The 20956-nt window shown below is 63.3% G+C and carries 16 protein-coding genes; 12 read left to right on the plus strand and 4 right to left on the minus strand.

Features of this window, described 5'->3' with window-relative positions:
* The first annotated feature begins 316 nt into the window (after window positions 1–316).
* The 4 genes from QYH69_RS17370 (at window position 317) to QYH69_RS17385 (ending at window position 8989) form a co-directional block, all read left to right on the plus strand.
* A complete protein-coding gene (locus tag QYH69_RS17370; protein ID WP_308833087.1) occupies window positions 317–2611 on the plus strand; it encodes a primosomal protein N' in 2295 nt (764 codons plus the stop codon).
* Between the two features lie 98 nt (window positions 2612–2709).
* A complete protein-coding gene (locus QYH69_RS17375; RefSeq protein ID WP_308833088.1) occupies window positions 2710–2880 on the plus strand; it encodes a hypothetical protein in 171 nt (56 codons plus the stop codon).
* An 863-nt stretch (window positions 2881–3743) separates the two neighbouring features.
* Window positions 3744–7751 carry a trifunctional transcriptional regulator/proline dehydrogenase/L-glutamate gamma-semialdehyde dehydrogenase gene (putA, locus tag QYH69_RS17380; protein WP_308833089.1) on the plus strand — a complete coding sequence of 1336 codons (4008 nt, stop codon included), beginning with the start codon at window positions 3744–3746 and terminating at the stop codon, window positions 7749–7751.
* Window positions 7752–7840: 89 nt separating this feature from the next.
* Entirely contained in the window at window positions 7841–8989 is a 1149-nt protein-coding gene (locus tag QYH69_RS17385; RefSeq protein ID WP_308833090.1) for a branched-chain amino acid ABC transporter substrate-binding protein, read from the plus strand.
* A 143-nt stretch (window positions 8990–9132) separates the two neighbouring features.
* Here QYH69_RS17385 and QYH69_RS17390 read toward each other — a convergent pair whose 3' ends face one another.
* Together QYH69_RS17390 and QYH69_RS17395 are read right to left on the minus strand one after the other, a co-directional pair.
* Window positions 9133–10287: a porin gene (locus tag QYH69_RS17390; protein WP_308833091.1), complete on the minus strand. Its 1155-nt coding sequence runs from the start codon at window positions 10285–10287 to the stop codon at window positions 9133–9135.
* Window positions 10288–10494: 207 nt separating this feature from the next.
* The gene (locus tag QYH69_RS17395; protein ID WP_308833092.1) at window positions 10495–11430 is read right to left on the minus strand and encodes a LysR family transcriptional regulator; all 936 of its coding nucleotides are present in this window, start codon (window positions 11428–11430) and stop codon (window positions 10495–10497) included.
* Window positions 11431–11829: 399 nt separating this feature from the next.
* Between QYH69_RS17395 and QYH69_RS17400 the strand changes: the two genes are divergently transcribed.
* The 8 genes from QYH69_RS17400 to QYH69_RS17435 all read left to right on the plus strand — a co-directional run bounded on the left by QYH69_RS17400 (window position 11830) and on the right by QYH69_RS17435 (window position 19476).
* On the plus strand, window positions 11830–12078 hold the full coding sequence (locus tag QYH69_RS17400) for a hypothetical protein (RefSeq protein ID WP_308833093.1): 249 nt from the start codon (window positions 11830–11832) through the stop codon (window positions 12076–12078).
* 84 nt (window positions 12079–12162) lie between these two features.
* Window positions 12163–12738 (plus strand): FUSC family protein, encoded by a 576-nt coding sequence (locus tag QYH69_RS17405; RefSeq protein WP_308833094.1) that lies wholly within the window; start codon window positions 12163–12165, stop codon window positions 12736–12738.
* 657 nt (window positions 12739–13395) lie between these two features.
* Window positions 13396–14286 (plus strand): LysR family transcriptional regulator, encoded by an 891-nt coding sequence (locus tag QYH69_RS17410; RefSeq protein WP_308833095.1) that lies wholly within the window; start codon window positions 13396–13398, stop codon window positions 14284–14286.
* 329 nt (window positions 14287–14615) lie between these two features.
* Window positions 14616–15401 (plus strand): SDR family oxidoreductase, encoded by a 786-nt coding sequence (locus tag QYH69_RS17415; protein ID WP_308833096.1) that lies wholly within the window; start codon window positions 14616–14618, stop codon window positions 15399–15401.
* 36 nt (window positions 15402–15437) lie between these two features.
* Window positions 15438–16172, plus strand: coding sequence for a ribonuclease activity regulator RraA (locus QYH69_RS17420; protein ID WP_308833097.1), 735 nt, complete (start codon window positions 15438–15440; stop codon window positions 16170–16172).
* 146 nt (window positions 16173–16318) lie between these two features.
* Window positions 16319–17593, plus strand: coding sequence for an MFS transporter (locus tag QYH69_RS17425; RefSeq protein WP_308833180.1), 1275 nt, complete (start codon window positions 16319–16321; stop codon window positions 17591–17593).
* A gap of 244 nt (window positions 17594–17837) precedes the next feature.
* Window positions 17838–18692, plus strand: coding sequence for a glycosyltransferase (locus QYH69_RS17430; RefSeq protein ID WP_308833098.1), 855 nt, complete (start codon window positions 17838–17840; stop codon window positions 18690–18692).
* A 124-nt stretch (window positions 18693–18816) separates the two neighbouring features.
* On the plus strand, window positions 18817–19476 hold the full coding sequence (locus tag QYH69_RS17435; RefSeq protein ID WP_308833099.1) for a hypothetical protein: 660 nt from the start codon (window positions 18817–18819) through the stop codon (window positions 19474–19476).
* A gap of 51 nt (window positions 19477–19527) precedes the next feature.
* Here the strand turns inward: QYH69_RS17435 and QYH69_RS17440 are convergent, their stop codons facing one another.
* Together QYH69_RS17440 and QYH69_RS17445 are read right to left on the minus strand one after the other, a co-directional pair.
* Window positions 19528–19941, minus strand: coding sequence for an FdtA/QdtA family cupin domain-containing protein (locus QYH69_RS17440; protein WP_308833100.1), 414 nt, complete (start codon window positions 19939–19941; stop codon window positions 19528–19530).
* Between the two features lie 18 nt (window positions 19942–19959).
* Window positions 19960–20952 carry a GNAT family N-acetyltransferase gene (locus tag QYH69_RS17445; protein ID WP_308833101.1) on the minus strand — a complete coding sequence of 331 codons (993 nt, stop codon included), beginning with the start codon at window positions 20950–20952 and terminating at the stop codon, window positions 19960–19962.
* Window positions 20953–20956 lie beyond the last annotated feature (4 nt).

Raw genomic sequence — 20956 nt, forward strand, 5'->3', positions numbered from 1 at the left:
GCGCGAGGTCAGAATGTGCTTGCCAAATGCGGGAACTTCGTGTGAGTGCCTTAGCCAGTAAGGGTTTGACCGGGGCCGGAACATATGTGCGGGAAACCACAAAAGGCCCACGTGGACTCGGTTTGCGGGCATGCGGAACCAAGTTCTCAACAAAGTTATCCACAGGACCCGGAAGCAGCCAATTGTTCTGCCGAATCCAAAACTTAGCGCCAAATGTGATGTTTCACTTTAAGTTCGGTAAGGCCACGCGCGCGCGTTCGTTGTCTGTGCTGATTCGCGCATCGGCGGCGCGTCGCCGCGTCGGCTTGTGAGCCAGATGTTCGTCCGGGTCGCGCTCGACCATCCACTGCCGACTCTTTTCGATTACCGCTGCGACACGGGCGCCGTCGACGCCGTTCCGCAGCCCGGCATGCTCGTCAGTGTGCCATTCGGCAAGCGGATGGTGGTCGGTCTTGTCTGCGAAGTGGCTGCTCAAAGCGAGGTGCCGGAAGATCGCCTGCGCTCGGTGGATAACCTGTGCACAGCATGCCCGCCGCTGTCCGCGTCATGGCTCGAGCTCGTGTCGTTTGCCGCCGATTACTATCAGCGCGGCCTCGGCGAAGTCGCATTGCCGGCGCTGCCGCAGGCGCTGCGCGATGCGTCGCGGTGGACGCGGCTGCTTGCGCCCGCAGAGCATTATCGGTTGCTGGCGGCCGGGCGGGATTCGCTGCCCGATGCGTTGCCGGTACGCGCGAGCGCGCTGCGGCGGCTGGCCGATGAGCTCGTGCGCGCGCGGTCGCTGTCGGCAGCCGAAGCGCGGGCGCTGCATCCGAAGGCGGTGGCTACGCTCGATGCCTGGCGGGAGAAAGGCTGGGTCGAGCTCGAGGTGATCGAGGCGGCTGCGGCCGCGTCGACGTCGCCGGCCGCGACGGCAACACCGGGCGGCATCCATACGCCCACCGCATCAATGGCCGACGCCCACCCGGCCGCCACGCTGCCCACGCTCACCGACGAACAATCCGCCGCCGTGTCCGCGATCCACGACGCCCACGGCTTCGCCGCCTTTCTGCTGCATGGCGTAACCGGCAGCGGCAAAACCGAAGTCTACCTACGCGCGCTAGCCGCTTTGCTCGCGACGGACCCGACGGCGCAAGCGCTCGTGCTCGTCCCCGAAATCAATCTGACGCCGCAATTCGAAACTGCGTTTCGCGCGCGTTTTGCCGCGCTCGACGACGGCGCAATCGTCACGCTGCACAGCGGCCTCGCCGAAGGCGAGCGCGCGCGCAACTGGTTCGCCGCGCACACGGGCCGCGCGCGCATCGTGCTCGGCACGCGCCTCGCGGTGCTTGCGTCGCTGCCGCGCCTCGCGATTATCTGCGTCGACGAGGAGCACGACCCCGCATACAAGCAGCAGGAAGGCTTGCGTTATTCGGCGCGCGATCTCGCGATCTGGCGCGCGAAGCAACTCGGCATTCCGGTCGTGCTCGGCTCGGCGACGCCGTCGCTCGAAAGCTGGTGGCAAGCGGACCAGGGCCGCTACAAGCGGCTGACGCTTGCGCGCCGCGCCGTCGCCGACGCTGCATTACCGGCGGTCAAGCTGATCGATCTCGAAGACGAACGGCGCCGCGGCCGCGCGTCGGTCGAAGGTCTGTCGGGTCCGCTGATCGCCGCGCTGAAAGCGCGTCTCGAGCGCGGCGAGCAGAGCCTCGTGTTTCTGAATCGGCGCGGCTACGCACCGCAACTCGCTTGCGACGCGTGCGGCTGGGTCGCGGGCTGTCCGCGCTGCAGCGCGTACGTGGTGCTGCACAAGCCCGAGCGCGCGCTGCGCTGCCATCACTGCGGCTGGGAGGCGCGCATTCCGCGCGCGTGCCCCGAGTGCGGCAACGTCGATATCGCGCCGCTCGGTCGCGGCACGCAGCGCGTCGAGGAAACGCTCGCGACGGTCGTGCCGGGCGCGCGCGTGCTGCGCATCGATGCCGACAGCACGCGCCGCAAAGGCAGCGCGCAGGCGCTGTTTTCGGATGTGCACGCGGGCGAAGTCGACATTCTCGTCGGCACGCAGATGGTCGCGAAGGGCCACGATTTTCGTCGCGTATCGCTGGTCGGCGTGCTGAACGCGGATATGGCGCTGTTCTCGCACGACTTTCGCGCCGGCGAGCGCCTCTTCGCGCAGCTGATGCAGGTCAGCGGCCGCGCGGGCCGGGCCAGCCTGCCCGGCGAAGTGCTCGTGCAGACGCGCTATCCGCGGCATGCGCTGTATCACGCGCTTTCGCGTCACGACTACATCGGCTTTGCGAATGCAACGCTGGCCGAACGGCGCGACGCGCATCTGCCGCCGTTCGTCTACCAGGCGATGCTGCGTGCCGAAGGCCGCACGCTGGAGGCCGCGCTCGCGTTTTTGCAGCAAGCCGCGCAGGCGCTGCATGAAATTCCCGCCGCCGAACGCGTGACGGTGTATGACGCTGTGCCGCTGACCATCGTCAAGGTGATGCATGTGCATCGCGCCCAGCTGCTCGTCGAAAGCGCGTCGCGCGCCGCGCTCCAAGCGACGCTGCGCGCATGGCAGCCGATGCTTCGTACGCTTAAAGGCGTGCTGCGCTGGAGTATCGAGGTCGATCCGCTCGATATCTGAACGGATATCGGCGTCCGCGCAAATCCGTTGCCGTATGTTTTGGCGAGAATCGGCGTGCGGCCTGTCGCCATTCGACTCGCGGGAATGAATGATCGGCGATGCGAAACATACGCAGCCGGCGCGGCGCGCATCTGTCGAAGGACTCAAAGCACAAGCATCACCGCGTTCGTCGCCTTTGCGGCGGTGTCGCTGTCAGTATCGCGATCGGTTACGTGCTGTCCGCGCACGCGTTCGCGCCGTACTGGAACAGCCTGGGGCAGGGCTCGTGAGCGCCGCCGCGCCTGGCCGGTCCGCACGGTGCATACCGCCGCTCGCGAAACCTGCAAATGCGGCCGCGGACCTCGCCGCGCGCCGGCCGCGGTGCGCCGGTTGCCGATACCGCGCCGACGATCGGCATTCCATCGAACAGAGCATACCCGGCCTCGCTGTCTTCAGTTCAGGCTTCGCTGCGAGCGGGACCGCGACGCGGCTGTGCACGCTGCACGATCGCTTCGTGTCGCCCGACGACGCCTGCAATCAGTTCGCGCAAAGGCACGCGCCTTCGCGCCGATGTTCGTGCCGGCTTCGTGCGCGCACGCGCATGCGGGACCGGCACGGCACGACAGACCCCGCGCTACAACCTGCTGCAACCCGCTGGCAACCTGCAACCGCAGGAAGCTGACGCGTCGTTAGCCTCGAACGCGCACGTTGCCGGAACGTACGTTCCGGCGCGGCCCACGCTCGCCACGTGACGCGCCACTCGCGGCGCCGCGGATGAACAGCGCCGCGCACATCGCACACAGGGTCCAGATTGCTGCGACTACCCACCACTTTTCCATTTCACTTCTTCCCTGATTACCGGTCGTTTTTACTTGTCTGACGCAACAACGCGTATTGCTTTCCTGTATAACGGCGCGGCGCGCCAATCACTTAGGGTGCCGCGCAAACTTTATCGCCAGGGAAAGTACCGAGCGCCACCGTGGTGCGACCGCCCGCTCGCGAGTTCCGGAAAGCCTTGCCTGGCAAGGCTTCGGCGCAGGTGCAACCAGGCTTGCAAACTGGTTGCACCTTTTTATTGAGAGAGGTACGATGCGCCAACTTTTCAGTCTCCGGCCGGTGCCCGCGCGCCGGCGCTCAGCATCAAGAAGGAAACATGGCGAGCACTACCCTCGGCGTCAAAGTCGACGACCTCCTGCGTTCCCGGCTCAAAGACGCCGCCACGCGCCTCGAGCGCACGCCGCACTGGCTGATCAAGCAGGCGATCTTCGCGTACCTCGAAAAAATCGAACACGGCCAGCTTCCTGCGGAACTGTCCGCCACCCACAGCGGCGTCGATCTCGAGAGCACCACCGGCGCTTCGGACGAAGACAGTGCCTCGCATCCCTTCCTCGAATTCGCGCAAAGTGTGCAGCCGCAATCGGTGCTGCGCGCGGCGATCACGGCCGCGTACCGCCGGCCGGAACCCGAGTGCGTGCCGTTTCTGCTCGGCCAGGCGCGCCTGCCGGCGAACCTTGCCGCCGACGTCCAGAAGATGGCCGCAAAGCTCGTCGAAAAGCTGCGCTCGAAAAGCAAGGGCGGCGGCGTCGAAGGGCTGATTCACGAGTTCTCTCTGTCGAGCCAGGAAGGCGTGGCGCTGATGTGCCTTGCCGAAGCGCTGCTGCGCATTCCGGACCGCGCGACGCGCGATGCGTTGATTCGCGACAAGATCAGCAAGGGCGACTGGCGCTCGCACGTCGGCCACGCGCCGTCGCTGTTCGTCAATGCGGCGACGTGGGGGCTGATGATCACCGGCAAGCTCGTCACGACCAATAGCGAAACGGGGCTTTCTTCGGCGCTCACGCGCATGATCGGCAAGGGCGGCGAGCCGCTGATCCGCAAGGGCGTCGATATGGCGATGCGCCTGATGGGCGAGCAGTTCGTCACCGGCGAGAACATCTCGGAGGCGCTCGCGAACAGCCGCAAATACGAAGCGCGCGGCTTTCGCTACTCGTACGACATGCTCGGCGAAGCAGCGACCACCGAAGCGGACGCGCAGCGCTACTACGCGTCGTACGAGCAGGCGATCCACGCGATCGGCAAGGCCGCGGGCGGCCGCGGCATTTACGAAGGCCCCGGCATTTCGATCAAGCTCTCCGCGCTGCATCCGCGCTATTCGCGCTCGCAGCAGGAACGCACGATGAGCGAACTGCTGCCGCGCGTGCGCGCGCTCGCGATTCTCGCGCGCCGCTACGACATCGGCCTCAATATCGACGCCGAAGAAGCGGACCGCCTCGAAATCTCGCTCGATCTGCTCGAAGCGCTATGTTTCGATCCGGAGCTCGCGGGCTGGAACGGCATCGGCTTCGTCGTGCAGGCGTACCAGAAGCGCTGCCCGTTCGTGATCGACTATATCGTCGACCTCGCGCGCCGCAGCCGTCACCGCATCATGGTGCGGCTCGTGAAGGGCGCGTACTGGGACACCGAAATCAAGCGTGCGCAGGTGGACGGCCTCGAAGGCTATCCGGTGTACACGCGCAAGATCTATACGGACGTGTCGTATCTCGCGTGCGCGAAGAAGCTGCTCGGCGCGCCCGACGCGGTTTATCCGCAATTCGCGACGCACAATGCGCACACGCTGTCGGCCATCTATCACCTCGCGGGCCAGAACTACTACCCGGGCCAGTACGAGTTTCAATGCCTGCACGGCATGGGCGAACCGCTCTACGAGGAAGTGACGGGCCGCGACAAGCTGAACCGTCCGTGCCGCGTCTACGCGCCGGTCGGCACGCATGAAACGCTGCTTGCGTATCTCGTGCGCCGTCTGCTCGAGAACGGCGCGAACACGTCGTTCGTCAATCGCATCGCCGACGAAACCGTGCCGGTCAAGGAACTCGTCGCCGACCCGGTCGAGGACGCATCGAAGATCGTGCCGCTCGGCGCGCCGCACGCGAAAATTCCGCTGCCGCGTCAGCTCTATGGCGCCGAGCGCGTCAATTCGATGGGCCTCGATCTGTCGAACGAACATCGGCTCGCGTCGCTGTCGTCGGCGCTGCTCGCAAGCGCGCATCATCCGTGGCGCGCCGCGCCGATGCTCGCCGACGACGCCGCGGCCATCCACGGCGGCACCGCGCGCGATGTGCGCAACCCGGCCGATCATCGCGATCTGGTCGGCACGGTCGTCGACGCGACGCCCGAGCACGTGAGCGCGGCGCTCACGCACGCGCTGGCCGCCGCGCCGATCTGGCAGGCGACGCCCGTCGACGCGCGCGCCGATTGCCTCGCGCGCGCCGCCGATCTGCTCGAAGCGCAAATGCACACGCTGATGGGCCTCGTCGTCCGCGAAGCCGGCAAGTCGCTGCCGAACGCGGTATCGGAAATCCGCGAAGCAATCGACTTCCTGCGCTACTACTCGATGCAGATCCGCAACGAGTTCTCGAACGATACGCACCGGCCGCTGGGCCCGGTTGTCTGTATCAGCCCGTGGAACTTCCCGCTCGCGATCTTCATGGGCCAGGTGGCTGCGGCGCTGGCGGCCGGCAATACGGTGCTCGCCAAACCGGCCGAGCAGACCTCGCTGATCGCCGCGCAAGGCGTGCGCATTCTGCGCGAAGCCGGCGTGCCCGCGGGCGCGGTGCAACTGCTGCCCGGCGACGGCGAAACCGTCGGCGCGGCGCTCGTCGCCGATGCACGCACGCGCGGCGTGATGTTCACGGGTTCGACCGAAGTCGCGCGGCACATCAATAAAACGCTGTCCGAGCGCCTCGATGCGGACGGCAAGCCGATTCCGCTGATCGCCGAAACCGGTGGCCAGAACGCGATGATCGTCGATTCGTCGGCGCTCGCGGAGCAGGTCGTCGCGGACGTGCTGCAATCGGCATTCGACTCGGCCGGTCAACGCTGTTCGGCGCTGCGCGTTCTTTGTCTGCAGGAAGACATTGCGGACCGCACGCTCGAGATGCTGACCGGCGCGATGAAGGAACTGACGATGGCGAACCCGGACCGTCTGTCGACCGACGTCGGGCCGGTGATCGACGCGCAAGCGCAGCGCGGCATCGACGAACATATCGCGGCGATGCGCGAGAAGGGCCGCAACGTCGTGCAGATGCCGATGCCGGAAGGCTGCGCGGCCGGCACCTTCGTGCCGCCGACGCTGATCGAACTCGACAGCATCGACGAACTGAAACGCGAGGTGTTCGGGCCCGTGCTGCATGTGGTGCGCTATCGCCGCAGCGCGCTCGATAAACTGCTCGAGCAGATTCGCGCGACCGGTTACGGGCTCACGCTCGGCATCCACACGCGCATCGACGAGACGATCGCGCATGTGATCGGCCGCGCGCACGTGGGGAACATCTACGTGAATCGCAACGTGATCGGCGCCGTGGTCGGCGTGCAGCCGTTCGGCGGCGAAGGTCTCTCGGGCACCGGGCCGAAAGCGGGCGGCGCGTTGTATCTGCAGCGTTTGCTCGCGAAGCGGCCGGCGGGCTTGCCGAGGTCGCTCGCGCAGACGTTGATCGCGGACGCGCCGGTGCAGCAGCCTGCGCCGGCATCCGCTTCCGCGCAGAACGGCGCGGCGGCCAACGCAGCCGGAATCGGAACGGGCGACGGCGCCGCAGGCAACGACAAGCCATCGGCCGCGCTGACCGCGCTGCGCGACTGGCTGATCGCCGAACGCGAGCCCGCGCTCGCGGCGCGCTGCGACGGCTATATCGCAAACGTGCCGGCCGGCGCAACGGCTGTATTGCCGGGCCCGACCGGCGAGCGCAATACGTATTCGCTCGGCGCGCGCGGCACGGTGCTGTGCATCGCGTCGACGGCAAGCGGCGCACGCGTGCAACTCGCCGCCGTGCTGGCGACCGACAATCGCGCGCTGTTCGAGGGCGCGGCAGGCGAGGCACTCGTTGCCGCGCTGCCCGCCTCGCTGAAACGCTATGCGAGCACGAAGAAGAGTGCCGATGCCTCGTTTGACGCCGTGCTGTTCGAAGGCGACAGCGACGAACTGCTCGCGCTGACGAAAGAGATCGCGAAGCGCGATGGTCCGATCGTCTCGGTGCAGGGCGTCGCGGCACGGGCGCTCGAAAACGGCGACGAAGACTATGCGCTCGAGCGTCTGCTGACGGAACGTTCGGTCAGCGTGAACACGGCGGCGGCAGGCGGTAATGCGAATTTGATGACGATCGGCTGAGCGAACCTTCGCCAATCGATTCAAAAAAACGGCAGCGGCACGGCGACCCCGACATCCGCTCCATCCACACCTGGTACCAAGGAGATGATATGCAACACACGATGAAAAAGCTGGCAGGCGCAACGCTGGTTGCCGCTATGTCGCTTGCGGGGGCAGCGCACGCTCAGCAGGTCGAAGAAGTGAAGATTGGTTTCGCAGGCCCGATGACCGGCGCGCAGGCGCACTACGGCAAGGACTTCCAGAACGGCATCACGCTCGCGGTCGAAGACATGAACGCGACGAAGCCGACGATCGGCGGCAAGCCGGTTCGCTTCGTGCTCGACGTCGCCGACGACCAAGCCGACCCGCGCACGGGCACGACGGTCGCGCAGAAGCTCGTCGACGACGGCATCAAGGGCATGCTCGGCCACTTCAACTCGGGCACGACGATTCCGGCTTCGCGCATTTACGCGAACGCGGGCATTCCGCAGATCGCGATGGCAACGGCGCCCGAATACACGCAGCAGGGCTTCAAGACCACGTTCCGGATGATGACGTCCGATACGCAGCAAGGTTCGGTGGCCGGCACGTTCGCGGTCAAGAAGCTCGGCATGAAGAGGATCGCGATTGTCGACGACCGCACCGCCTACGGCCAGGGTCTGGCCGACCAGTTCGAGAAGGCCGCGAAAGCGTCGGGCGCCACGATCGTCGACCGTGAATACACGAACGACAAGGCCGTCGACTTCAAGTCGATCCTGACCAAGCTGAAGTCGATGAACCCGGACCTCATCTATTACGGCGGCGCCGATTCGCAGGCCGCGCCGATGGTCAAGCAGATGAAGACGCTCGGCATCAAGGCGCCGCTGATGGGCGGCGAAATGGTCCATACGCCGACCTTCCTGAGCGTGGCCGGCGATGCGGCGAACGGCACGGTGGCGTCGCTCGCGGGCCTGCCGCTCGAAGAAATGCCGGGCGGCAAGGACTACGTGGAGAAGTACAAGAAGCGCTTCAACGAAGACGTGCAGACGTACTCGCCGTACGCCTACGACGGCGCGATGGCGATGTTCGACGCGATGAAAAAGGCGAACTCGACCGATCCGGCGAAGTACCTGCCGGTGCTCGCGAAGACCAATATGCCGGCCGTGACGACGAAGGATCTCGCGTATGACAGCAAGGGCGACCTGAAGAACGGCGGCATCACGCTGTACAAGGTGGTGGACGGCAAGTGGACGACGCTGGAGAGCGTGGGCGGCAAGTAAGCCGGTCTCGCTGCGCGCCGGAGCATGATTTGCACCGGTAACCGTGAAGTAGACGTAAGCAAAAGCCCCGCGAGCGGAAACGCGCTCGCGGGGCTTTTTTTGCGCCGTCGCCGCGCGCGGCGAACGGTGTCTGGAGCCGGCAGCTAGAACCGGTGAATCATCGCCACGCGGTACACGAGCTGATTCGGCGATGAAGACGCGCCCGGGGCGAGAAGACTCTGCGCATCGTCGAACTGCGTGCCCGTATGCGCGCTCTCGACGTGCTGATAGGCGCCCTGAATGTATACGGATGTGCGACCGCTGAAGTCGTAGTCGAGCATCAACGCGAGGCTGTGCCAGCGCGGAGCGAAGTCTCCTTCGGTGGACGAGAGCTCGCCCCATGTGTACGTGTACGAGGCCGCGAGCCACAGGTCGGGCTTGAAGTAGTAGTCGCCGTTTACCTGAAGATTGTCGAAGCGCCAGCCTGTCCACGTGCCGCCGTTGGCGGGATTCTGATCGCCGCTCAGGAATGCGTTGTTGGTCGGATCGTCGATTTTCGTGTGCGAATACGCGAGGCCCAGTTGCAGGTTGCTGAACTTGTACGCGACGCCCGCATCGATGTTTTCCTGCGAAGACCCGCTGAACACGGCGTCGTCCGTTACCGCGCCGGACGTGCCGCTGCCCGGATTATCGATGCGCATATAGGCGGCTTCCGCGGTCAGGCCGCCATGCTGATACTGTCCCGCCGCGCTGTACATGCGGTTGTTCTGGAAGCCGCCTGCCGTATTGCTGAAGCCGTACATGGCCTCGCCGGTGAGGCCGCGGTAATTCGACGTCGTGTACTTGACCGAGTTATTAACGCGGAAATCCCAATCGGCGTTGTCGTTGTCGAACGGCACGGCGCCGACGTCTCCGCCCCAACTGCCCGCGGCGGTAATCGAGCTGAACAGGTCGATGGTCGGATCGTACTGACGCCCGAGCGTAAGCGTGCCGTAGTGGTCCGAACTCAACCCGACATAAGCCTGGCGCCCGAATAGCCGACCTTCCTGGCCCAGCTGGCCGTTACTGCCATTGAAGCCGCCTTCGAGGCGAAAGATAGCGGAAAGACCTGCGCCGAGGTCTTCGCTGCCCTTGAGTCCCCAGCGGTCACCGGCGGTATCGCCGCTACGCAACTGAACGGCGGACCCCGATCCCGCGTTGTTCGTGAAGTTGACGCCTTCGTCGATCAGGCCATACAGGGTCACGCTGTTTTGTGCGTGGGCCGCGCCGCACAGCGTCATCAAGGGAAAGGCCAATACAGTCCATCTGGATCTCTTCATTGTGTGGGTTCTCAGCGTCGATTGACGAATCATGACTTTGGATGCCTAAGCATGTACCGTGGTTAGCACAGTCATCGCTACGACGATGTGCGCAATGAATGTGAAACCAGGTGCAGTCTATGAAGCCAATTTCCGCTGAACGCAGCGCAATCGAAAACTGAGAATTTCAGGAAGTACCGAGAATGCGCGGCTCGCGATGGCGCTCCCTCATGCGACCGCGCGCAACGGCGACGCGGCGCCCGACAGGCCCGCGGGTGCTTGCCGGAACTGCTCGACCGTGAAGTCGATGAAATTGCGAACCTTCGTGGTCAGATAGTTGCGGCCCGAATAGACGATGGAGACGTAACGGGTTCCGCCCGTGACCTCGTATTGAGGAAGCACGGTTTTCAGGGTGCCTGCCGCAAGGTCGCCGGCGACGAAATGATAGGGAAGCAGCGCGATGCCCATGCCGGCCAGCGCCGCGGCGCGGACCATCGTGTAACCGGTCGCGCTGAGCGGCCCGCTTGCCTCGATGCGCTGGACGCCGTCGGTACCGGAGAACTCCCAGATGCGCGACTGTTCCGATAGCGTGAGCCGGTCATGATGGGCAAGCTGAAGCGGAGAGGATGGAATTCCGTGTTCGGCGAGATAGGCGGGCGACGCGACCGCGACCTCTCGCACTGCAATCAGCTTGCGGCTGACGAGCGATGCGTTGACCGGATGACGGTTGGTCGCAAAGCAGATATCGAAGCCGCCTTCGATCATGTCGATCTGTGTGTCGTAAGACGTCACCTCGAACTCGACGCGCGGATTGGCCACGCGATAAGCGCGAAACAGCGGCGCGAGCTCGGTATTGGCAAAAGGAACCGGCGCGGCGATGCGCAGCATGCCGCTCGGATTGCGTGTCGCACGCAGAAGATCGGACTCGACCTGATCGAATTTTTCGATCACGGCGCGGCAACCTTCGAGGTACAGACGGCCGGTTTCGGTGAGCGAAAGACTGCGTGTCGAACGATTGAGGAGGCGCATGTTCAGATGCGCTTCGAGCATGCTGACGCTTCGCGTGACCGCCGCCGCGGACATGCCGAGCTGCCGCCCGGCGACGCTGAAGCTGCTCAGTTCGACGACGCGCATGAACACGCGCATGGCTTGTAGTTGGTTCATTTTGCAGGCCTTGCGAACGAAGTCGCGCTGGTGATCGCGGCAAAGATCGTAAGCCGCTCGTGCGGACGACACAGGGCGCCTGCACGCGGCTTGTTCCCTAAACGTCAGCGATTATCGGGTCGCGCGAGACGCGCCTATTTAAAAAGCCATGAAGCGAAGATGAAAAATAATTTAAGCAGGCGCGTGCGCGCACGGCGGATCGTCGCGATCGCCTTAAATTTCTCTTCACGTTTGTGTTGGCGTAACGGAGCCCTCGCGTCTCTATGCTGGATTCCACGGGCTCGCAAGGCAGCGGCGAAAGCAGCGGCGCCCGGCCCGATCCGGGTGAGCAGGTGAGCGAGGGCGTTGCCGCGCGACGGCGACTTCGGGTTTGATATGAAAGACGGGACGTGAATGGATATGAAACGACACATCATTGCGAATATATGGCGCGCCGCAGTCGGCGTGGCGGCCGCGGCGGCGCTATCGGGCTGTGCCGGCCTGCACGGACAGCCGAATGGTCCGGGCGACTGCGTCGGGCCGCCGGGCTTTTGCGATCCGTACTTCGGTGCGAACGCGCTCGGCCCCGACATGAAGCCGGCGTTCGTCTATGCGGCGTTCCACGCCGTGCCGCAACAGGCGCGCGCCGCCGCGTCCGGGCCGGTCTGAGCCATCCTGCGGCAACGCTGCGCCGCGTGCACGCAGCGTTGCCGCATAATGAAGCCGCTCCCGACCGACAACGGCACCCAAACGATGAACGACACGAGGCAGACACGGCACGAAGCGCGGACCCGGGCCGCCGACATTCTGATCGGCCTCGTAAAAAGCCTGCCTTTTCGCGAACGCGTGCTCGAGGGCGGTCTCGTCGCATTGCAAGCGGTGTGCGGCGCGTGTCTCGCCTACGGTCTGTCGATTGCGCTGCATACGCAGCAGCCGTTCTGGGCTGCGATTACCGCGATCGCGGTTACGCAGCATAACTACGCGGACACGCGCGACCTGTCGCGCGACCAGTTTATCGGCGCGATGGCGGGCGGGCTGTTCGGCTTCGCCGGTGCATGGCTTGGCGCGGGCGCGCACGAACTGCTCGGCTATGCGACGACGGTCGCCGCGGTTATCGTCGCGTGCTGGTGTGTGAACGTGGGCAGCGCCGCGCGGCTCGGCGCAATCACCGCGACGATCGTGCTGCTCGTGCCGATGCAAGGGCCGTTGTGGGATGTGCCGCTGTTCAGGCTCGTCCAGGTGATGATCGGTACGTTGTCGACGCTTCTGGTCAGCTGGCTCTTCGGTTGGGGGCAGCGCACGTTTGCGCAGATGCGCGGCCCGCAATGAGCGCGAGGGGCGGCATCGGACGTCACCGGATGTCGCTTGATATCGCCGCGTCGCGTCGTGCAGCCGTTCGATCATGGACTCCGCGCAAAGAGGGCCGCGCCTTCGATACGATCGAGCCATGCTGCGAAGGCGCCGCGCACGCACGGCCAATCTCACCTGCCCGCTTCCTGATCGACACGAATAGCCCTTCCATTGCGGCTTATTGCGATCCTGACGTGAGAGGACCGGGGCTTGCCCCGGTCCTCATCGGTACTGCGTAGTCGCGACCAGGCCTGGGTCGCGCGGCCAGTCTTGCACGCGGCTTATAGCGCGTGCTTGACGGCATTGGCGGAGTCCGTCAAATCTTTACCCGCCCCTGCTACCGTGTTGCAGCCCACCAGGGCCAGCAGGCCACCCATCAACAACGACAAAGCGATTAAGCGCTTAAACATACTCACCGACCTCCGACTTGTTTCATTAACCACGAATGTGAATCTACCGCTTTTCCTTACAATCAGGAACGGATCGATGCGCGGCGAGTATAAACGATGCGGCCGGTACCGGCGGACCTCGCGATTCGGGCCTTGGTGACGCGGTATCGCGAGCGGCTATAAGATCGTCAGATTGACCATTTCAACCGCTTTTCAACCGCTACACGACGGGACAGAACACCGCATCATGATCCGCTATCTTCGCACCTTCGTCGTCGCGGCCGAGGCCGAGTCGTTTTCGGCGGCCGGCAATCGGCTCGGCCTTACGCAGTCGGCGGTCAGCACCCAGATACGACGGCTCGAGGACGAGCTCGGCTTTCCGCTATTCGACCGCAAGGCGAAGTCGGTCACGCTGTGCAGCGAGGGCCGTCATGCGCTGGAACAGGCGACGCAGATTCTCGATCTGTTCGACGGCATGAAACAGCAGCGCGGTTTTCCCGATCCGCGCGGCTTGAATATCGGCGCGATTTCGACGGTCCAGGCGAGCTTGCTGCCGAAGGCGTTGCAGCATTTCAGGCGCGCGCAGCCCACCGCGTCGATCAATATCGCGCCTGGCGTATCGACCGACCTGCTCGCAAAAGTCGACTCGCACGAACTCGATCTCGCCGTGATGATCAAGCCGCGGCTCGGCTTGCCGCCGGACCTCAAATGGATTCCGCTGATTCGCGAGCGGTATGTGGGCATCGCGCCTAAAGGAACAGCCGGCGATCTCGGCGACGTGCTGCGCACGCAACCGTTTATCCGCTACGACCGCCGCTCGCCGGGCGGCCAGCTGGTCGACCGCTATCTGAAGCAACACGGGCTCGCGACGATGGACACGATGGAGCTCGACGAACCCTCGGTGATCCTGAACATGGTCAGCGAAGGGCTTGGCTGCTCGATCATTCCGGGCGACCTCGTTCCGGTCGGCAAAGCGCGCGGCATCAAGACGCTGCGCTTACCGGGCAGCCCATTGATTCGCGAGATCGGCATTCTCGCGCGACTCGAAGTGTTCGACCGTCCTTCGACGCAAACCTTCGTCGACAGCCTCACCGTGCAGGCATCGAAAATCGGCAAGCGTTCAGGCCGGTCCGCCTGATGACCCTCGCTGGTCATGCGGTGTGATGCGCGGCGTGCGATAGCCGATTACGACGATCTTCATCAGAAAGCGCCTTGGCCTTTCAGAACGGTTCCTGCAATACGCGAGGAACCATTCGATGGCTTCGGGGAAGGGTTGGCTGCAGGCGCGCCGGTTCGCGCGATCGACATCACGAGCTATCTAATTTTCTTAGGCTAAGCCCCGTAAATTTCCGTTTTACAGGCAAATTCCCTCGTTCCTATACTGGCTTTCAACTTCGATCGCGACGCGAGCCTCAAGGAGACGAGGTCCGTGCAGTCGTCCGGTCGACTGCCTAAGTGAGGATCTCGGTGGATTTGCAACTGAATGGCAAAGTGGCGCTCGTACTCGGCGCCGGTGGCGGTTTGGGCGGTGCGATTGCGCGTGCGCTCGCCGCTGAGGGCGTGCGGGTCGCGGTGGCCGACGTCGATCTGGCCGCGGCGGAAAAGACCACGCACGCGATCAACGATGCAGGCGGCCGCGCGCTGTCCGTGCAATGGGACCTCGCCGATCTCGCGAGCATCGATGGACATGTGAGCAAGATCGAAAGCGAACTCGGCCCTGTCGATATCCTCGTGAACAACACGGGCGGGCCGCCGCCGACACCGGCGAGCGGGCAGGATCCGGCGCTGTGGCGCAAGCACTTCGACAGCATGGTGCTGTCCGTGGTCGCGATTACGGACCGTGTGCTGCCGGGCATGAAGAGCCGCAAATTCGGCCGGATTATCACGAGCACGTCGTCGGGCGTGGTCGCGCCGATTCCGAATCTCGGTCTTTCGAATGCGCTGCGGCTGTCGCTGGTCGGCTGGTCGAAGACGCTGGCGAAGGAGGTCGGCCGCGACGGCGTGACCTGCAACATCGTATTGCCGGGACGCATTGCAACCGACCGCATCCGCTTCCTCGACGAAGCGAAAGCGAAGCGCGAAGGCCGGCCGGTTGAAGACGTGTCGGCCGAAAGCACCGCATCGATTCCGGTGGGCCGCTATGGCGAGCCGCGCGAATACGGCGACATGGTGACGTTTCTCGCGAGTCCGCGCGCGTCGTATATCACCGGCTCGACGATCCGCATCGACGGCGGACTGATCGCGAGCGTCTGATTTCCTTCTTCAAGAAACCTTCTCGAACGTCGACCTATGACTACCGAATTCAAGCCTCTCGATGCGCGCGTGATTTCCGCGCTCGCGGGCGTATCGACTGCCACGCTGACGACGGTGTTGCTCAAGCACGGACTGCGCAATGTGTGGCTGCGCGGCACGCGGCCGATCGCGCCGGGCCAGCCGCGACTCGTTGGACGCGCCTTCACGCTGCGCTTCGTGCCGGCTCGCGAGGACCTTGCGACGCCGGCCTCGTGGGGCTCGCCGATTTCGACGCGTGCCGCGATCGAAGCGATGCCCGAAGGCTGCATTGCGGTGGTCGATGCGATGGGCGTGACCGATGCCGGCATCTTCGGCGACATCCTGTGCTCGCGCATGCACAAGCGCGGCGTGGCGGGGCTCGTGACGGACGGCGTGGTGCGCGACGTGGAAGGCGTGTTGCAGAGCAAGCTGCCCGTCTGGTGCCAGGGGACGGCGGCGCCGCCATCGGTGGCGAGCCTGACGTTCGTCGGCTGGCAGGAGCCGATTGCGTGCGGTGGCGTGGCGGTATTCCCGAACGACGTGATCGTGATCGATCAGGACGGCGCGGTGGTGGTTCCCGCTGCGATGGTGGACGAGGTGGTGGCGGCATCGGTCGAACAGGAGCAGCTCGAGGGCTGGATCATGAACGAAGTGGCTAACGGTGCGTCGCTGCCGGGCCTGTATCCGCCGAACGAGGCCAACAAGGCGCGCTATGCCGAGTGGGCGAAGAAGAAGGGCGGCTCGAAAGACTAAGGATCGGAATACATCTGAGCGCATTGCAAAAACCAAAAACGAAGCAATGCGCGGAGGGGACACTCATGACTCGGGACGTACGCCAGAGCGCGGACGACTTCGCTCGTCTGCGCGCGGAAGACCGGCGCTATGCAGCCGCCGCCAATATGAAAATGAGCTCGCGGCTGTGGGGCATTTTCAGCGGATCGATAGGGAATCTGATCGAGTATTACGACTGGTTCGTTTATGTCGGGCTCGAGATTTATTTCTCTAAAGCGTTCTTTCCGTCCGGCGATGCGACGGTCTCGCTGCTGAGGACCGCCGCGGTTTTTGCGATCGGGTTTCTGGTGCGGCCGATCGGCGGATGGGTGCTGGGGATTTACGCCGACAAGCACGGCCGACGCGCGGCGCTGCTGCTGTCGGTTTCGATGATGTGCTTCGGCTCGCTGATGATCGCGCTCACACCCGGGTATCAGACGATCGGGATTGCCGCGCCGGTTATTCTGCTGCTCGCGCGGATTCTGCAGGGCTTGAGCATTGGCGGCGAGGGCGGCAGTGCGGCCGCGTATCTGAGTGAGACTGCGCCGAAAGGCAGCCGCGGTTTCTATTCGAGTTTCCTCTATACGACCATTTCGCTCGGGCAACTGCTTGCGATGGCCACGCTCGTGCTGTTGCAGCAGTTGTTTTTGACGGCCGAGCAACTGCAGAGCTGGGGATGGCGAATTCCGTTTCTGATTGGCGCATTGATTTCCGTGGTCGGCATTCTGTTGCGGCGGAATATGCAGGAAACGGAATCGTTTCAGAAGCACGCTAAAAAGGCGAAGAAGGTCAGCGCGATTCGCGAGGCGCTGCGGCATAAGAAGGCGTGCTGGATGGTGTTTGGGCTGACGCTCGGCGGGTCGGTGGGAAACTATGCGTTTGCGGCTTATATGCAGAAGTTTCTCGTGAATAGTGCGGGAATGGCCAAGAGCACGGCGAGCCTGATTTCGGTGTTGTCGCTGGTTGGCTTTACCGTGCTGCAGCCGGTTTATGGCGCGTTGTCGGATCGGATTGGGCGCAAGCCGTTGCTGCTCACGTTTGGCATTCTCGGGACGTTCGGGACGGTGCCGCTGTTCACATTTCTCAAGGGCACGCAAAGTCCTTACGTCGCGTTCGTGGCGGTGATGGCTGCGCTGGCTGCGGTGGCGATGTATTCGTCGGTGAGCACGATTACCAAGGCGGAACTGTTTCCGGTTGAAGTGCGCACGTTCGGGCTGGCGGTGCCGTATGCGATCAGCGTCTCCGTGTTTAGCGGGACGGTGGAGTACATCGCGCTGTGGACGCGCAAGGAAGGACACGAGAACTGGTTCTTCTGGTACGTGTCGGCTTGTATCTGCGCTTCGTTGATTACCTATCTGTTGATGCCGGAGACGAAGAAGACTTCGTTGATCGATCGGGATTGAGGCGGGCAGCGGTACGCCCTACTCAATTCGGGCGAAAAGCAAGGGAATCCGGCGCCTACTCATCGAATCGGTTGCGGCCAGGGATCGATAGACTGCTTCCCTATGTCAGCACGTCCAGCGCGTCCGGGAGACGACGCGCGGTCGTGCTTTTGCCACATCGGGTCGATCTGCGACGGGTTTGCAGCTGGCGCTTCACAGCGACGTTGCACGGACATCCGACCCGGTCGCCCATCCTTTGTGACCCATGAAGCCGATCCGATTAGTCTGTGGCACGCGCAGCACCCGGCAGCAGTTCTCGACCGAGACTGCGCTGGGACGCTCGCTGAAGCTCTACAACCATAATGCGCAGCAAGCGCAGTTGCATCTGTTCGACAGCAACAGTCGCGGGCTGTCCACGATCTATAACGAAGCGATTCGTTACGCCGAGCAGCAACCGGCCATTCTGGTGTTTATTCACGATGACATCTGGTTGCAGGACTTCTTCTGGCTCGAGCGGATTCATGAAGCGCTGGGGCGCTTTGATGTGGTGGGGCTTGCGGGCAATACGCGCCGTGTGCCGCGTCAGCCGGCTTGGGCTTTTGTGACCGCTGACTTCAAATGGGACGAGCGCCAGTTTCTGAGCGGGACGGTTGGGCATGGCAAGGGGTTTCCTTGCGAGAACGTGTCTTCGTTCGGGCCTGCGGGGCAGGAGTGCAAGCTGCTCGATGGGCTGATGCTGGTTGCCGATAGCGCGAAGCTGGTTCAAACCGGGCTGCGCTTTGACGATCAATTCAAGTTCCACTTCTATGACATGGATTTCTGTCGGCAGGCGGAATTGAAAGGGCTAAGGAGTCGGAGGCCAAGCGGTCTTAGGAAGACAAAACATTCTACCAACTCCTTGGCTCACAGAACGACATGGCTACGATCCGACTTATTTGCGGAAGTATGGGGAGTAGTGATCCACTCTTCCATCGGGAACGAAGCTGATGAATTGGGAAAAGCTTGGGCTGGTTTTGCGGCCCGAAGTGATCGGCGCAGAGACGCCGATTTGCGTTACGGTGCCCACGCCCATCCTGCTCGACGAAAACACGATCAGAGTGTTCGCGGGCGTCTGCGATAAAAACTATATTGGCAGGCCTTATTACGTCGATCTCGATGCGAGAGATCCGAGGCAAACCCTGTCTGTGTCGCCGGGTCCTGTCATGGACGTAGGCGCTTCCCCGTCCTTTGATGAACATGGTGTCGTGCCGGTTCATATCCTGCGAGCACGTGACGGCCGGCTGCTGATGTACTACTCCGGCTTCCAGCGTTTTCCGGATATTCGCTACAAGATTTTCGCCGGACTTGCCGTCAGCCACAACGACGGCGAGTCGTTCCAGCGCGTACAGACCGCCCCGTTGCTCGGTTCGTCGAACGAGGAAAGCCTGTTCCGTTGCGCGCCGTTCGTGATCGAATCCGACAATGGGTATCGGATGTGGTACATCGCGGGTTCATCGTGGGAAACGGTGCGCGGCAAGCAGGTTCCGAGGTACTCGCTGAAATACATCGAATCGCACGACGGAATCGAGTGGCCGAACGAGGGCAGACCGTGCCTCGAGCTGCAACACGACGAGCACGGTTTCGGGCGGCCTTGGATCGAGCGCGACGACCAGGGTACTTACCATCTGTATTACTCGATCCGGGTTCGTTCGGTTGCGGCGTACCGGCTTGGCTACGCTACATCAAAAGATGGGCTCGACTGGGTCCGAAACGACGCGGCAATGGGACTGCTTCCGACACCGGGTTCATTCGACGCGAATGGCATGTCGTACTCCGCGCTGATCAAGGCACATGGGTCGACGTATTGTTTTTATAACGGGAACGACTTCGGTAAAGATGGCGTCGCCGTGGCAAGGCTCGTTTAATAGGTGGGGCCCGCGATAAGTCACGCCGATCAGGCTCACAGCGTGCCCACGCTACGCGACGTGCGCAAGAAACGCCTTATATTCGCGAATATAATCCGACTCATCAAACAGCGCGGACGCCAGCACCAGGCACACGGAACCCGGGTCGAAGTTGATCTCGCTTCCCCAGATCATCGGCGGCACATGCAATCCTTTCCACGGCCGATTCAAGTGAAACGTCGCCTGGCTTTCCCCGTCATCGACGCGCACGTCGAAGCTGCCCGACAGACACACGATGAACTGATGTAGCGTCTTATGCGCATGTGCCCCGCGGCTCTCTTCAGTCGGAACGTCGTACAGATAGAAGACACGTTTGACATCGAACGGAACGTGTTTATTTCCTTCGATAAACGTGAGATTGCCGCGAGGATCGGTCACCTTTGGCAGAGTAATGATCTTGCAGTCGTTGATTGTCGATTTGATCATGGTGCTGCATTCCGTGCGTCAATGAGACGTGGTAGGCGTGGTCGTTATCGCCGGCACGGTCTCGAGGTTCAGCCGGTAAAACTCGTGAGCCACGCCGCCGCCGCCGAATTCATGTTTGAAGCGATAGAGCCCGTCGTTCAATATCGTGCCGCCCGCTTCGTTGCTTGTTCCAAAGTCGAAATACCTCGCGCCGCTGCGCGCAGCCTCGGCAATGATGCCTTCGAACACCGCATCCAGAGCCGAGCATGCATAGCCTCGTTCGCTGGAAGCGATGTACTGCGCGTGCCAGACATTGCGCGAATTGAACATCACAACGCCGGCCTCGACATTTCCATCGACCAGTGCGCAGCACAAGCGGATCCCGGAAGGAAAGCGCGACTGCAGCAACGTGATTTCTTCGAGCGAATGCACCGGTTCGGCGTCGTGCTTGCGTGCGAGGTTGTCCTCGAGCACCGCCCACAGCGCCGGTAGCAAACCGATGTCGTGCGAGATCGACGCCGAGCGCGACGCCTTTTTAAAGCCACGTCGCCGCCGCTCGCTGATCGGGCCTCTGCACGCGAGGTCGATCGTGCACGAGATATCGCAACGCTCGCGCGTCGCGCCAAGCCGCATCAATGCATACAGGTCGTCTTGCGCGGGGCGCATCGCGTAAATGTGCGGGACGGGCCGGTAAGCAAGCGCGCGAAAGCCGAGCTTCCGAAAGTGAGTACACGCCGTCGCGAGCGCCTCGACCATCCGGTTCCCGGCGAGCCATCCGTCGTGCACGATTCCACCGTATGTCGCACCGGGGTGACTTGCCACAAGCTGAGGATCGTCGCGGCGCGCAGCAGCAGGCAAGACGCCGCACAGCTGTCCGGCTGCGTAGAGCAGCAGCGATGCGTCTTTGAAGCGTTCACCGTGATAGGAAAGAAACCGCCGCGTATGCAAAAGCGTCCCGTTGACCGACTCCTCGCATAGCCGGTCCCACTCGCGAGCAGCATCCTCGGTGAACGGAACGACCTCAATCGTCATTCAG

Source organism: Paraburkholderia sp. SARCC-3016 (assembly GCF_031119615.1).
Taxonomy (GTDB): Bacteria; Pseudomonadota; Gammaproteobacteria; order Burkholderiales; family Burkholderiaceae; genus Paraburkholderia.

Excerpts from the sequence above, each read along its gene's own strand:
- QYH69_RS17370 (WP_308833087.1), top strand. The coding sequence starts at position 317 with ATGTTCGTCCGGGTCGCGCTCGACCATCCACTGCCGACTCTTTTCGAT.
- QYH69_RS17375 (WP_308833088.1), top strand. The coding sequence starts at position 2,710 with ATGCGAAACATACGCAGCCGGCGCGGCGCGCATCTGTCGAAGGACTCA.
- putA (WP_308833089.1), top strand. The coding sequence starts at position 3,744 with ATGGCGAGCACTACCCTCGGCGTCAAAGTCGACGACCTCCTGCGTTCC.
- QYH69_RS17385 (WP_308833090.1), top strand. The coding sequence starts at position 7,841 with ATGCAACACACGATGAAAAAGCTGGCAGGCGCAACGCTGGTTGCCGCT.
- QYH69_RS17390 (WP_308833091.1), bottom strand. The coding sequence starts at position 10,287 with ATGAAGAGATCCAGATGGACTGTATTGGCCTTTCCCTTGATGACGCTG.
- QYH69_RS17395 (WP_308833092.1), bottom strand. The coding sequence starts at position 11,430 with ATGAACCAACTACAAGCCATGCGCGTGTTCATGCGCGTCGTCGAACTG.
- QYH69_RS17400 (WP_308833093.1), top strand. The coding sequence starts at position 11,830 with ATGAAACGACACATCATTGCGAATATATGGCGCGCCGCAGTCGGCGTG.
- QYH69_RS17405 (WP_308833094.1), top strand. The coding sequence starts at position 12,163 with ATGAACGACACGAGGCAGACACGGCACGAAGCGCGGACCCGGGCCGCC.
- QYH69_RS17410 (WP_308833095.1), top strand. The coding sequence starts at position 13,396 with ATGATCCGCTATCTTCGCACCTTCGTCGTCGCGGCCGAGGCCGAGTCG.
- QYH69_RS17420 (WP_308833097.1), top strand. The coding sequence starts at position 15,438 with ATGACTACCGAATTCAAGCCTCTCGATGCGCGCGTGATTTCCGCGCTC.
- QYH69_RS17425 (WP_308833180.1), top strand. The coding sequence starts at position 16,319 with ATGAAAATGAGCTCGCGGCTGTGGGGCATTTTCAGCGGATCGATAGGG.
- QYH69_RS17430 (WP_308833098.1), top strand. The coding sequence starts at position 17,838 with ATGAAGCCGATCCGATTAGTCTGTGGCACGCGCAGCACCCGGCAGCAG.
- QYH69_RS17440 (WP_308833100.1), bottom strand. The coding sequence starts at position 19,941 with ATGATCAAATCGACAATCAACGACTGCAAGATCATTACTCTGCCAAAG.
- QYH69_RS17445 (WP_308833101.1), bottom strand. The coding sequence starts at position 20,952 with ATGACGATTGAGGTCGTTCCGTTCACCGAGGATGCTGCTCGCGAGTGG.